At 71.4% G+C, this 12,011-nt stretch carries 11 protein-coding genes and 2 pseudogenes; 5 read left to right on the forward strand and 8 right to left on the reverse strand.

Annotation, left to right across the window (positions count from 1 at the left end; all coding sequences use genetic code 11):
• Positions 1-33: 33 nt before the first annotated feature.
• Both QQM39_RS29365 and QQM39_RS29370 read right to left on the reverse strand, forming a co-directional pair.
• Positions 34-834 (reverse strand): sugar phosphate isomerase/epimerase, encoded by an 801-nt coding sequence (locus QQM39_RS29365; protein WP_302000565.1) that lies wholly within the window; start codon positions 832-834, stop codon positions 34-36.
• Between the two features lie 76 nt (positions 835-910).
• Positions 911-1,704: pseudogene (locus QQM39_RS29370) on the reverse strand (GNAT family N-acetyltransferase); the annotation flags it as partial.
• 304 nt (positions 1,705-2,008) lie between these two features.
• On the opposite strand from QQM39_RS29370, the gene QQM39_RS29375 reads away from it, so the two are divergent.
• Entirely contained in the window at positions 2,009-2,749 is a 741-nt protein-coding gene (locus QQM39_RS29375) for a class I SAM-dependent methyltransferase (protein WP_302000566.1), read from the forward strand.
• 65 nt (positions 2,750-2,814) lie between these two features.
• Here the strand turns inward: QQM39_RS29375 and QQM39_RS29380 are convergent, their stop codons facing one another.
• Genes QQM39_RS29380 through QQM39_RS29390 form a run of 3 tightly spaced genes read right to left on the reverse strand, consistent with a single transcriptional unit; the run spans position 2,815 to position 5,953 of the window.
• Positions 2,815-3,612: a sugar phosphate isomerase/epimerase gene (locus QQM39_RS29380; protein ID WP_302003767.1), complete on the reverse strand. Its 798-nt coding sequence runs from the start codon at positions 3,610-3,612 to the stop codon at positions 2,815-2,817.
• A gap of 32 nt (positions 3,613-3,644) precedes the next feature.
• Positions 3,645-4,799 carry a dihydrodipicolinate synthase family protein gene (locus tag QQM39_RS29385; protein ID WP_302000567.1) on the reverse strand — a complete coding sequence of 385 codons (1,155 nt, stop codon included), beginning with the start codon at positions 4,797-4,799 and terminating at the stop codon, positions 3,645-3,647.
• Positions 4,796-5,953: a Gfo/Idh/MocA family protein gene (locus tag QQM39_RS29390; protein WP_302000568.1), complete on the reverse strand. Its 1,158-nt coding sequence runs from the start codon at positions 5,951-5,953 to the stop codon at positions 4,796-4,798. Before QQM39_RS29390 ends, QQM39_RS29385 begins: the two co-directional genes overlap by 4 nt.
• Positions 5,954-6,284: 331 nt before the next feature.
• On the opposite strand from QQM39_RS29390, the pseudogene QQM39_RS29395 reads away from it, so the two are divergent.
• Positions 6,285-7,330 (forward strand): annotated as a pseudogene (locus QQM39_RS29395) (LacI family DNA-binding transcriptional regulator).
• Between the two features lie 107 nt (positions 7,331-7,437).
• Here QQM39_RS29395 and QQM39_RS29400 read toward each other — a convergent pair.
• Positions 7,438-8,304: a maleylpyruvate isomerase family mycothiol-dependent enzyme gene (locus tag QQM39_RS29400; RefSeq protein ID WP_302000569.1), complete on the reverse strand. Its 867-nt coding sequence runs from the start codon at positions 8,302-8,304 to the stop codon at positions 7,438-7,440.
• A 151-nt stretch (positions 8,305-8,455) separates the two neighbouring features.
• Between QQM39_RS29400 and QQM39_RS29405 the strand changes: the two genes are divergently transcribed.
• Complete coding sequence (locus QQM39_RS29405) at positions 8,456-8,998, forward strand: hypothetical protein (RefSeq protein WP_302000570.1); 543 nt, start codon at positions 8,456-8,458, stop codon at positions 8,996-8,998.
• Positions 8,999-9,034: 36 nt separating this feature from the next.
• Here the strand turns inward: QQM39_RS29405 and QQM39_RS29410 are convergent, their stop codons facing one another.
• Complete coding sequence (locus tag QQM39_RS29410; RefSeq protein WP_302000571.1) at positions 9,035-9,667, reverse strand: DinB family protein; 633 nt, start codon at positions 9,665-9,667, stop codon at positions 9,035-9,037.
• A 24-nt stretch (positions 9,668-9,691) separates the two neighbouring features.
• Here QQM39_RS29410 and QQM39_RS29415 point away from each other — a divergent pair, with 24 nt between their 5' ends.
• Positions 9,692-10,546, forward strand: a complete 855-nt coding sequence (locus QQM39_RS29415; RefSeq protein ID WP_302000572.1) for a hypothetical protein — start codon at positions 9,692-9,694, stop codon at positions 10,544-10,546.
• A 145-nt stretch (positions 10,547-10,691) separates the two neighbouring features.
• Entirely contained in the window at positions 10,692-11,288 is a 597-nt protein-coding gene (locus QQM39_RS29420; protein ID WP_302000573.1) for a dihydrofolate reductase family protein, read from the forward strand.
• Between the two features lie 113 nt (positions 11,289-11,401).
• Here the strand turns inward: QQM39_RS29420 and QQM39_RS29425 are convergent, their stop codons facing one another.
• Positions 11,402-11,788, reverse strand: a complete 387-nt coding sequence (locus QQM39_RS29425; RefSeq protein ID WP_302000574.1) for a DUF937 domain-containing protein — start codon at positions 11,786-11,788, stop codon at positions 11,402-11,404.
• Positions 11,789-12,011: the final 223 nt, after the last annotated feature.

Raw genomic sequence — 12,011 nt, forward strand, 5'->3', positions numbered from 1 at the left:
TGCCGGGCCACCGAATTACGGCTCCGGCCGGGCCTAGGCCGACTCGTTCAGCAGCCGTGAGAGGTGTTCGCGGCCGGCGGCCAGCAGTCCGTCGAGCGGCGCGGCCTCCTCGTACCACCGCTTCTCGTACTCCCAGCACAGCCAGCCGTCCCAGCCGTGCCGGGAGAGCACCTCCACGCACTCGGCGAGCGGCAGCACCCCCGCGCCGAGCGGCAGCGGGGTCGTGTCGTCGGCGGAGGCGATGTCCTTGACCTGGACGTAGCCGAGGTACGGGGCGAGGGCCGCGTAGCTCTCGGAGGGCTGCTCGCCGCCCAGCCAGGTGTGCATGACGTCCCACAGCGAGCCGACGTGGCGGTGGCCGACCAGGCCGAGGACGCGGATCGCGTCGGCGCCGGTGCGGTGCGAGTCGTGGGTCTCCAGCAGGATCCGTACGCCGATGTCGGCGGCGTACTCCGCGGCCGTACCCAGGCGCCGCGCGGCGGTCGCGTCCGCCTCCTGCCGGCTCTGCTCGGGGTCGGCGCCGGGGAAGACGCGGACGAAGCCGGCGCCGAGGTCGTGGGCGAGGTCGAGGAGGGTGCGGATCTCCTCGATCACGGGCTCGTCGTCTCCCGGCGCGGCCACGCGCGCGTACCCGGCGAGGCCGAGCAGTTCGATGCCGGCCGCCTTGAACTCGCCCACCACGTCCGCCCGCTGGGCGGCATCCAGGCCGGTGTGCACCGGCTCCTCGGGGTGCGTGCGCAACTCGACACCGTGATAGCCGTGCGTGGTCGCGAGCCGCAGCACGTCGGGGAGCGGAAGACCGGGGACGCCGAGGGTGGAGAACGCCAGTTTCATGCATCCCACCTTGCCAGAAAACGAGGGCAAGCCCATCCGGCAGGCGGGCCCGGGGTGCCCCGGGCCGGTCGTCGCCTCACTCCTGCGTGCCGTACAGATCAAGCCGCCAGTCCTGGCCGTTCAGATCCTTGCCGAAGGAGCGGTGCGGTTTCTCGGCGGCCAGGACGAAGCCGTGGCGCTGGTAGATGCGGCGGCCAGGATGTCGTTGGTCCAGAGCACGAGCTCGCGGTAGCCGACCTCGCGGGCGAAGTCGACGACGGCCGCGACGAGCCGGTCGCCGATGCCGAGGCCGCGCGCGTCCGGCTCGACCAGCAGCAGCCGCAGCCGGGCCGTGGCGGGCGCCTCGTCCCGTACGCACATCACGCAGCCCACCGGCCGCCCGTCCAGCTCGGCGATCCACACCCGCTCCAGATGCGGATCGTGGTCCTCCGCGAAGTCCGCGACGATCCTCGCCACCAGCCCCTCGTAGTCGGCGTTGAAGCCGTACTCGGCGGCGTACAGCGCGGCGTTGCGCTGCACGATCCAGCCGAGGTCGCCGGGGCCGGGCTCGCGCAGCAGGACGTCCTCGCGGCGGGGAGGGCGGCCGTGGGACAGGATCGTACGGACGGTCGTCATCGCCTCGGCGAGCAGCGGTCGTTCGGCGGCCGGCACGGTCGACAGCAGCGAGCCGACCGACTCGGTCGCCCGCTCCTCCAGCAGCTTGCCGGTCTCCCGGCCGCGTGCCGTGAGCGTGACGCGACGGCGCCGGGGGTCCTCCCGGGAGGCCGTGCGCTCGATGAGCCCGTCCTGCTCGAACTTGTTCGGAATCCGGCTCAAGTGCCCGGCGTCCAGCGAGAGTTCGGCGCGCAGATCGGCCGCGTCGGTACGCGGCACGCCGAGAGCACGCACCTGACGCCGCGCGGCCCGCCCTTCGGGCGGACGACGGGAACTTGACGACAGGGCCTAGGACACCCGCGCCCGCGCGGCTGCCCCTCGGCGGCGGGCCGGTAGACGCGCACCTGTACGCGGTGGGCCGTTCGTACGGGAGGCCGGGGCGGTGCCCGCATCTTCGTGGCTTCTGCCAGTACGCCCCTCTCCCGGGGTGCGACCAGACTGCCCGCCGGAGGCCGCGGTGTCGCCCGGGGACGGGCGGACGCGGCCAAGGACATGACGAAGCACAGGGGAGGACACCACGATGAGCGTGCAGCAGTACGACGAGATCGGTGAGGCGTTCGAAGGCTTCAAGTCCCTGCCGCTGACGCGGTACACGGAGGTGCCCGGCTTCCTGGCCATGGTCGGGGACGTGCGCGGCAAGGCGGTCCTCGACCTCGCCTGCGGCACCGGCTTCTACAGCCGGGAGTTCAAGCGGCGCGGCGCCACGGAGGTGCTCGGTATCGACATCTCCGGCGAAATGATCGCCGCCGCACGGAAGTCGGAGGAGGGCAGTCCGCTGGGTGTGCGCTACGAGGTGGGCGACGTGTCCCAACTGCGGCCGCTGGAGCGGCGCTTCGATGTCGCGACGGGAGTCCAGATGCTCAACTACGCCCGGGACATCGCCGACATGGAGCGCATGTGCCGCAACACGCACCGGAGCCTGGCACCCGGCGCCGAGTTCTTCCTGCTCGCCCAGTCACCCGACTACCGTACCGACGGGCCGTCCCTGGAGAAGTACGGCTTCCGTTGCGAGCCGACCGGTGAGGAGGCCGAGACCGGGCCGCGCTTCCGGGTCACGGCGCTGCTCGACCCGCCGATCAGCATCCTCGCCGCCGCCCCGCGCCGCGAGGTCTACGAAGCCTCCCTGCGGGCGGCCGGATTCAGCGACCTGACCTGGGTCCCGCTGGAGGTCTCCGACGCCGGCGTGCGCGAGTTCGGCGCGGACTTCTGGGCGGACTACCTCGCCAACCCCCCACTGGAGATGCTGCGCTGCCGCGCCTGACCCGCACCGGCGACCGGGGCACGAGGTGGTCCGCCCTCCCGGCGGGGGCGGACCACCCCGCCTCGTTACGCGGCGTGCTCCACGAAGCGCCGCGCCGTCTCGGCGAGCACCTCCCGCCCGTCCCGCGCCCACAGCCCGTCGTTGAACAGCTCGACCTCGATGGCGCCCGTGTACCCGGCCGCCTCCACGTACCCCTTCCACTCCCGCATGTCGATCGCACCGTCGCCGATCTGACCGCGGCCGGTCAGGACGCCCTCCGGCAACGGCGTCGTCCAGTCGGCGAGCTGGAAGGTGTGGATACGGCCACCCGCCCCCGCCCGTGCGATCTGCTCCGGCGCCGTGTCGTCCCACCAGATGTGGTACGTGTCCACCGTGACGCCGACCTGGTGGGCCGGGAAGCGTTCCGCGAGGTCCAGGGCCTGGGCCAGGGTCGACACCACGCAGCGGTCGGCGGCGTACATCGGGTGCAGTGGCTCGATGGCCAGCTTCACGCCGCGCTCCTCGGCGTACGGGCCCAACTCGCCGAGCGCGTCGGCGATCCGCTCCCGCGCGCCGTGCAGGTCCTTGGACCCGGCGGGCAGCCCGCCGGACACCAGCACCAGCACGTCCGTGCCCAGCGTCGCCGCCTCGTCGACCGCTCGGCGGTTGTCGTCCAGCGCCGTGGCCCGCTCCTGCGGGTCGATCGCCGTGAAGAAGCCGCCGCGGCACAGGGTGGTGACCGTCAGACCGGCGTCGCGCACCAGCTTGGCCGTCGCCTCCAGGCCGTACATCTGGACGGGTTCGCGCCACAGGCCGACGTTCGCCACGTCCAACTCGCCGCACGCCTCGACCAGTTCGGGCATGCTCAGCTGCTTCACCGTCATCTGGTTGATGGAGAAGCGTTCAAGTCCGGTGCTCACTGGGCCACTCCGTACAGGGCGAGCAGGTTCTTCATCCGCTCCTCGGCCAGCTTCGGGTCCGGGAAGAGGCCCAGTCCGTCGGCGAGTTCGTAGGCGCGGGCGAAGTGCGGGAGGGAGCGGGCCGACTGCAGGCCGCCGACCATGGTGAAGTGCGACTGGTGGCCGGCCAGCCAGGCGAGGAAGACCACGCCCGTCTTGTAGAAGCGGGTCGGCGCCTGGAAGAGGTGGCGGGACAACTCGACCGTCGGGTCCAACAGCCCCCGGAAGCCGGCCACATTCCCCGTGTCCAGCACCCGCACCGCCTCGGCCGCCAGCGGCCCCAGCGGGTCGAAGATGCCGAGCAGGGCGTGGCTGAAGCCCTTCTCGTCGCCCGCGATCAGCTCGGGGTAGTTGAAGTCGTCGCCCGTGTAGCAGCGCACGCCCTGGGGCAGGCGGCGGCGGATGTCGATCTCCCGCTGGGCCTCCAGCAGCGACACCTTGATGCCGTCCACCTTGTCGGGGTGCGCGGCGATGACCTCCAGGAAGGTGTCGGTGGCCGCGTCGAGGTCGCTCGACCCCCAGTAGCCCTCCAGCGCCGGGTCGAACATCGGGCCCAGCCAGTGCAGGATCACGGGCTCGGCGGACTGGCGGAGGAGGTGGCCGTAGAGCTCCAGGTAGTCCTCGGGCCCGGAAGCCGCGGCGGCCAGCGCCCGGGACGCCATCAGGATGGCCTGGGCGCCGGACTCCTCGACGAGGGCGAGCTGCTCCTCGTAGGCCGCCCGGACCTCGGCCAGGGACGCCGGGCCGGTGAGCTGGTCGGTGCCGACACCGCAGGCGATCAGCCCGCCGACCGACTTGGCCTCGGCGGCGCTGCGCCGGATCAGCTCGGCCGCGCCCGCCCAGTCCAGGCCCATCCCGCGCTGCGCGGTGTCCATGGCCTCGGCGACACCGAGCCCGTGGGACCACAGGTGCCGGCGGAAGGCGAGGGTGGCGTCCCAGTCCACGGCGGCGGCCGAGTCGGGCGACACATCGGCGTACGGGTCGGCGACGACGTGCGCCGCCGAGAAGACCGTACGGGAGGTGAGGGGCGCGCCCGGAGTGAGGGCGAGCGGCTCGGTGCGGGACTCGTACGCCCGCAAGCCGCCCTTGAAGTCAGGCAGTCGGATGGTCACAGCGCGATCTCCGGGACGTCGAGACGGCGGCCCTCGGCCGAGGACTTCAGGCCCAGCTCGGCGAGCTGGACGCCGCGGGCACCGGCGAGGAGGTCCCAGTGGTAGGGCGCGTCGGCGTAGACGTGCTTGAGGAACAGCTCCCACTGGGCCTTGAAGCCGTTGTCGAAGTCGGCGTTGTCCGGCACCTCCTGCCACTGGTCGCGGAAGGAGTAGGTGGCCGGGATGTCCGGGTTCCAGACCGGCTTGGGGGTGAGGGAGCGGTGCTGGACGCGGCAGTTGCGCAGACCCGCGACCGCGGAACCCTCCGTGCCGTCGACCTGGAACTCGACGAGCTCGTCGCGGTTGACGCGCACGGCCCAGGAGGAGTTGATCTGGGCGATGGCGCCGCCGTCGAGCTCGAAGATGCCGTACGCGGCGTCGTCGGCCGTGGCGTCGTACGGCTTGCCGTTCTCGTCCCAGCGCTGCGGGATGTGGGTGGTGGCGATGGCCTGGACGGACTTCACGCGGCCGAACAGCTCGTGCAGCACGTACTCCCAGTGCGGGAACATGTCGACAACGATGCCACCGCCGTCCTCGGCGCGGTAGTTCCACGACGGGCGCTGCGCGTCCTGCCAGTCGCCCTCGAAGACCCAGTAGCCGAACTCACCGCGGATGGAGAGGATCTGCCCGAAGAAGCCCCCGTCGATGAGGCGCTTCAGCTTCAGCAGGCCCGGGAGGAAGAGCTTGTCCTGGACGACGCCGTGCTTGATGCCGGCGTCGGCGGCCAGGCGCGCGAGCTCCAGGGCGCCCTCCAGCCCCGTGGCCGTCGGCTTCTCGGTGTAGATGTGCTTGCCCGCGGCGATCGCCTTCCGGATCGCCTCCTCACGGGCGGAGGTGACCTGGGCGTCGAAGTAGATGTCCACGGTCGGGTCGGCGAGGACCGCGTCGACGTCGGTCGAGATGTTCTCCAGGCCCAGGCCGTGCTGCTCGGCGAGCGCCTTCAGGGCGTGCTCGCGGCGGCCGACCAGGATCGGCTCCGGCCACAGCACGGTGCCGTCGCCGAGGTCGAGGCCGCCCTGCTCCCGGATGGCCAGGATGGAGCGGACCAGGTGCTGGCGGTAGCCCATGCGCCCGGTCACACCGTTCATGGCGATACGCACCGTCTTGCGTGTCACGTCGTTCCCTTCGTAGGTGTCTGCGCAGCGTTTGTGCGCGCTTCGTACGCGGTTGTGCGCGCCGCGTACGCCCTACCCTGTTGAGCGTCACAGCAAGCGCTTTCTATCTGATGAGAAGCTAGCCTCTGAGCAGCGGTGCAGACAAGACCGTGACGGGGTTGAGTTGTTCGAGGGGACGAACAAGCGGGGTTGTTGGCCGTAAGGTCTGCTCGACATACACGGAACCGTGGCCACTGGCGGCCTGTCTACGAGGACGCAGGCCCTGTCCTGTGAGCACGTGGTGACTACGTACGAGGTGGTACGACGAGATGCGCGACCGGAGGACGACGAGATGACGGTGACCCTGGCGGACGTGGCGGCCCGCGCCCAGGTCTCCCCCGCGACGGTGTCGCGCGTGCTGAACGGGAACTATCCCGTGGCGGCCTCCACCCGCGAGCGGGTGCTGCGGGCCGTGGACGAGCTGGACTACGTCCTGAACGGTCCCGCGAGCGCGCTGGCCGCGGCCACGTCCGACCTGGTCGGCATCCTGGTCAACGACATCGCCGACCCCTTCTTCGGGATCATGGCGAGCGCGATCCAGCTGGAGATCGGGGGCCCGGGCGGCCGGGCGGGCGGCGAACGGCTGGCCGTCGTCTGCAACACGGGAGGTTCGCCCGAGCGCGAGCTGACCTACCTGACCCTGCTCCAGCGGCAGCGGGCGGCCGCGGTCGTCCTGACCGGCGGCGCCGTCGAGGACGCCCCGCACGCGGCGGCGGTCGCGGCGAAGCTGCGGAAGCTGGCCGACGCCGGGACGCGCGTGGTGCTGTGCGGTCGGCCGCCGGCGCCGGACACCGGCGCGATCGCGCTGACCTTCGACAACCGCGGGGGCGGACGCGAACTGACCGAGCACCTGATCGGCCTGGGCCATCGGCGGCTGGGCTACATCGCGGGTCCGGAGGAGCGGACGACGACCCGGCACCGGCTGGAGGGCCACCGGGCGGCGCTGGAGGCGCACGGCATCGAGGAGGACCCGCGCTGGACGGTCTACGGCCGGTACGACCGGCAGTCGGGCTACGAGGCGACGCTGGAGCTGCTGCGCCGGGACCCGTCGCTGACGGCCGTGGTCGCGGCGAACGACTCCGTCGCGCTGGGGGCCTGTGCGGCGCTGCGGGATTCGGGGTTGCGGATTCCGGACGACGTGTCGGTGGCGGGCTTCGACGACCTTCCGTTCAGCATCGATGCGGTGCCTTCTCTTACGACGGTGCGGTTGCCGCTGTCGGACGCGGGGGCGCGGGCCGGGCGGATCGCGATGGGGCGGGAGGAGCCGCCGCCCGGGGGGATCGCGACGATCCGGGGGAGCTGATGGTTCGGGGTTCTTCCGGGGGGCCTCGGGAGTAGCCCGGTAGGACGCGATCCTGCGGTTCCTGCGGTTCCTGCGGTTCCTGTGGTTCCTGCGGTTCCTGCGGTTCCTGCGCGGCGCGCCCCGGTGAGGCGAGGCTGGCCCGTCAGTACACGATGGACACGATCTGGCAGGCGGCTTCCGCGAGTCGGGCGTCGCCGTCGATGTGGGCACGGGTGAGCGCGTCGGCCGGTTCGATGCCGCGGACGCACAGGCGCCAGGCGCTCTCCGCGTCGAGGCGGAGGAGCGCGGCGGGGCTGCCGGTGGGCGGTTCGGCCAGGGACCAGTTGCCTTCGGCGGTAGTGGCGGTGGCTGTCCAGATGCCGCCGGCGGGGCTGTCCACGTGGACCTGGACCTGGGTGCCGACGGGCGCGGTGGTGTCGCGCAGGGTGTGCGGCAGGGCGCGCAGAAAGGTGTCCAGGACCACGGAGAGGTGCCTCGGGTCGGGGTCGGTGCCCTGGCCGGTGGCGTGACGGATCTGCTGGCGGTGTGTCCAGTACTCGGTCAGCTCCCGTGCGCTGTCCAGCCACATCGGCGCCGGATCGACGCCGGCCCAGGAGACCCCGAGCGAGGGGGCCGCCGGGTCGGCGCCCTCGAAGAGGCGGGCGACCTGCCCGCCGACGAGCTCCAGGGTGTCGGCGAGCGCGGTGGGGCTCACGCGGCTGTGGGCGTCGACCCACTCTTGATTGATGCGGTGGATGTACGCCTCCAGGGTCTCGCCGGGCGCGAAGGCGGGCCCTTGCCGGTACCCGTCGCGGTGCCGGGCGAGGCGCCCGTAGCAGTCGCCCAGCACGTGCGCGGCGACATCACGCACGCTCCAGCCGGGCACCGCCTCCCGGGCCCAGTCGGCCGGGGCCAGTGCGCGCAGGGTGGCGATCAGGGCGGTGTGCTCGGGGGCGAAGAGGGGGCGGGCGTCTATGGGAGGGCCGAGCCAGGAGTCGTCGGGTGGGGCGGCAGCGGGATGCGGGGGCATGAAGTCAAGGCTGCCGTCGAGGCGTTGGGAGCGCCATCGCTTATGCCTGGCTCGTCGGCGGGAGCGAGGATGTCAGACCCGACGGGCATCCTGTCGACCATGGAGAGGATCGAAAACTCGGCCGCTGCGCGATCGCCACGAACTGGACGCGGTGCTGCGCACCGGATTTGACCGGATCAGGACTGTCGCTCCGGGACTGCGGTACCGGCTCGTCGGCACGGCAGCGGCCTGCCCGCAGGGCGTCGATCTGCCGGTGGGCGATGGCGACATCCTCGTCGACCGACGCGACGACGTCGACGCCGTTGCCGAAGCACTGGCGGACTTGCCGTGTGTGACCGCTCCGCAATGGCTCGCATCGGCCCCGCAGTACTTCGCCTGCCACAGCCTGGACGGCGTCGGATTCAGCGTCAGCACCGTGGAAGTACCGTGCGGCGAGGACGGATGGGAGTGCCAGGGCCCCGGCCCCTGGAGGCACTACGTCACCGTGGACTGCGGCGGGCACCGCATCGAATGCGTGCGGCTGGAGCTCCGGCTGACCACCGAGTCCCTCCGCGATCGCCCTGACCGGTACCAGCCGCTACTGACCCACCTCGGCGCTCACGGCGCCGACCTGGAACTCCTGCGACAGAGCATGACCGTGCGCAGGGTCCCCGAGACGCTCGCGCGCCTGGCCCGAGGACTGCAGTCGCCCTGACGAGGGCCAGTGACTCCTGCTGCGACGACGCGTCGCTCAGCGCAGCCGGTTCCCGGTGTGCTCCGCCTCCTCCACCCCCTGCACCCCCTCGGCCGCAAGAGCCGCCTCCTCCACCCGCTCCCGGTGCTTCTCCCACCACGTCACGTCCCCCGGCGCCATGTTGGAGTCCCCGGTGCGCAACCCCGTGGCCCCGTCGACGAGTTCGCGCACGATGTCCGCGTGGCCGGCGTGCCGATGGGTCTCGCCGATCATGTGGACGAGGACGCGGTGGAGCGTGAGGTCGATGGGCGGGTCCCCGGGGATTCGGCCGACCGCGTCCAGAGGCAGGGTCTCGATCGTCTCGTCGGCGTGGGCGCAGACCCGGCGGTAGTCGTCGACTATCCGCTCGCGCGTCTCGTCGGCGGTCGCCCACAGGTCGGCGTTCGGCTCGGGAGCGTCGCCGGTGATCCAGAGCGGGGGTGCCGGGCAGGGGCGGCCGAAGGTGTCGCCGAAGTAGAACGCCTCCGCGCCGGTCACGTGCTTGACCAGGCCCAGCAGGTTGGTGCCGGTGGGGGTCAGCGGGCGGCGAATGTCGTACTCCGAGAGGCCTTCGAGCTTCCAGAGGAGGACGTCGCGCGCGTCCTGGAGGCAGCGGCGGAGGTCCGCCTTGGGGTCCGATCCGGTCGTCATCGGGTCAGTCTGGCCATGGAGGTGATGCGCCGTCACCGTCTTTTCCGGGCCGGTGACTTCCCCGGTGCCGACGGCGGCTGGTACATCATCCGGATGAGCAACGGGGGAAGACCAGAGGGTGCCGGACCCATAACCCGGCGTGCGGCCACCTGCTGTCTCGTGCTGCTGATGATTCCGACCGCCCTGGTCGCGTACTTCTGGTACACGGTCTGGCACGCCGACCAGGTGAACAGCGAGCGCCGGCAGGACGCCCTGAACTCCCTTCTCCGGCGCGCCCATGAGCAGGCGGACGACACCAGCCGTGCGCTCACCGAGAGCGGCTTCGGCGCCGATGCCGACACGCTGACCGGGGTGATCTGGCGGCACAGCGAAACGCCGCTCATCAGCTACGACCCGGCACGTCACCGGTTCACCGCCACCGCGCGCAGGACCGACTTCTACGAGAGCGAGGGGGTGATTCTGGGGAGCGGCTCTGTTCAGGTCGCACGCTGCCTGCGTTTCACCTTCACTCGCGGCTCCGGTGCGGCCTGGACGTCCGCCGTCGCCGTGCGGAACTACGACGAGTGCCTGCCGGGCACGCGGATCGGCAGCTGGGCCGACACCGCGCGGAGCCGCATCGCGGAGATGAGCACCATGGAGCTGACACCCACCGGAGTACAGCGCGCTCTCGACCCCACCGGCAAACTCGGCCATTTCGACGTCAGGAGCGCCGAGCGCAGGGGACGTACCGCCACCGTCACCGTCCTGATCGAAGACAAATACGGGGCGGAGGCGCACGCCCCAGCCAAGCAGTGCTACCGGTTCGTCCGGGACCTCGGCGGCGAATACGGCGACGACGTGACCAGCGTTCCGCTGAGCACCTGCCCAACGGCCACTTGAGGTGCGCACCCCCTGCCGAATCCCCCGTTCCGCGTCTATCACTGGCCCCACCGATGATTTCCGGGCCCCGCTCCGGTCTCCATCGCCGTAATCACCCGAGCAGCTTCCGAGCGGCACCCGAGCGCAAGAACCAGGAGTGTCTTCCATGCGCATCGTGATCACCGAGTTCATCAGCCTCGACGGCGTCGTCCAGGCCCCCGGCGGCCCCGAGGAGGACACCGACGGCGGCTTCGCGCACGGTGGCTGGTCGCACCCGTACTTCGACCCGGAGGTGCTCGGCGCCGCGTTCAGCGAGGGGCTGGAGAAGGCCGAGGCGCTGCTGTACGGGCGCCGTACGTATCTGACGATGGCGGGGGCCTGGCCCGAGCGGGCCGGTGACCCCTTCGCCGACCGGCTGACCTCCCTGAAGAAGTACGTCGTGACCGACACCCTCGGTGACGACGAGCTGACCTGGAACAACACCACCCGCATAGCGGGCGGCGAGGCCGTCGCGCGGATCCGTGAGCTGCGTGAGCGCGAGGGCGGCGACCTGGCGATGATGGGCAGCCCCACCCTCGTGCGGACCCTCATCCAGGAGGGTCTGGTCGACGAGCTCCAGCTGATCGTGATGCCGGTGCTGCTGGGCGGCGGCAAGTCGATCTTCCCCGAGGACGGCGGGAAGCGGCCGTTCGAGCTCGTGTCCACGGTCACCGGGAAGACGGGCGTACAGGTGTGCGTCTACCGGCCGGCCGCCGGGGACTAGGCGAGAACTTCTGACCGACCCCGTGGACAACGGCAACCTGTGCTACAACGCCGACACACCAGCGAGGATTCCGCGCTGCTGACGCCCGTTCGCCGAAGCGGCCGTGGACGCCACTACTTCCCGGCCGCCCGCTTCGTGAGCACCGTCAGCACCACCGGGATCACCATCTCCACCACTCGGGACACGGCACCGGGCGCCAGCCCCGTTTTCCGGGCCACCGCATGCGCGACCGGTTTGGCCTCCTCGGCCAGCAGCCCGGCCATCAGGCCGCCCGTCGCGAAGCCGCCCACGGTGGCCACGCCGGTGAGCGGGGCGTCGTGCGGGGTCGCCACGGCCTCCGCCTCGCCGGACAGCGCCGACACCGTCGTACACACCATCTGCCGGGCACCCGGCTCGTCGGTGCCCAGCAGCCCCGCGATGTCGCCGATCCGGTCGTCACCGAGCTCGTCGAGTACGTCGTTCTGGAGAGATGTGAGGGGGTTTGCGTCTACTTCTGACATATCTGAAACGCTACGTCTGTTCGTATTTCCGGGCATGCCGAAGGTGGCGGGACGCGCCGGAAAAAAATCCGCGGAGACCGTACAACCCTTCCTCCACCCCGCCGGTCGTACTTGGCATCAGGACTCTTGGAGGGGGATCCGGGGGGATCGCGGGGGTTCTGATGGGGAGGGGAAACCCCGAGGGGCTCGGTCGACGGACCGGGCCCCTCGAAACGTTCGTACG

Origin of the sequence: Streptomyces sp. DT2A-34 (assembly GCF_030499515.1) — a bacterium.
GTDB lineage: Bacteria > Actinomycetota > Actinomycetes > Streptomycetales > Streptomycetaceae > Streptomyces.

Bases quoted from the DNA above. Each gene is read 5' to 3' on its own strand.
- QQM39_RS29410 (WP_302000571.1), bottom strand. From the start codon at position 9,667: ATGACGACCGGATCGGACCCCAAGGCGGACCTCCGCCGCTGCCTCCAG.
- QQM39_RS29415 (WP_302000572.1), top strand. From the start codon at position 9,692: ATGCGCCGTCACCGTCTTTTCCGGGCCGGTGACTTCCCCGGTGCCGAC.
- QQM39_RS29420 (WP_302000573.1), top strand. From the start codon at position 10,692: ATGCGCATCGTGATCACCGAGTTCATCAGCCTCGACGGCGTCGTCCAG.
- QQM39_RS29400 (WP_302000569.1), bottom strand. From the start codon at position 8,304: ATGCCCCCGCATCCCGCTGCCGCCCCACCCGACGACTCCTGGCTCGGC.
- QQM39_RS29375 (WP_302000566.1), top strand. From the start codon at position 2,009: ATGAGCGTGCAGCAGTACGACGAGATCGGTGAGGCGTTCGAAGGCTTC.
- QQM39_RS29365 (WP_302000565.1), bottom strand. From the start codon at position 834: ATGAAACTGGCGTTCTCCACCCTCGGCGTCCCCGGTCTTCCGCTCCCC.
- QQM39_RS29425 (WP_302000574.1), bottom strand. From the start codon at position 11,788: ATGTCAGAAGTAGACGCAAACCCCCTCACATCTCTCCAGAACGACGTA.
- QQM39_RS29380 (WP_302003767.1), bottom strand. From the start codon at position 3,612: ATGACGGTGAAGCAGCTGAGCATGCCCGAACTGGTCGAGGCGTGCGGC.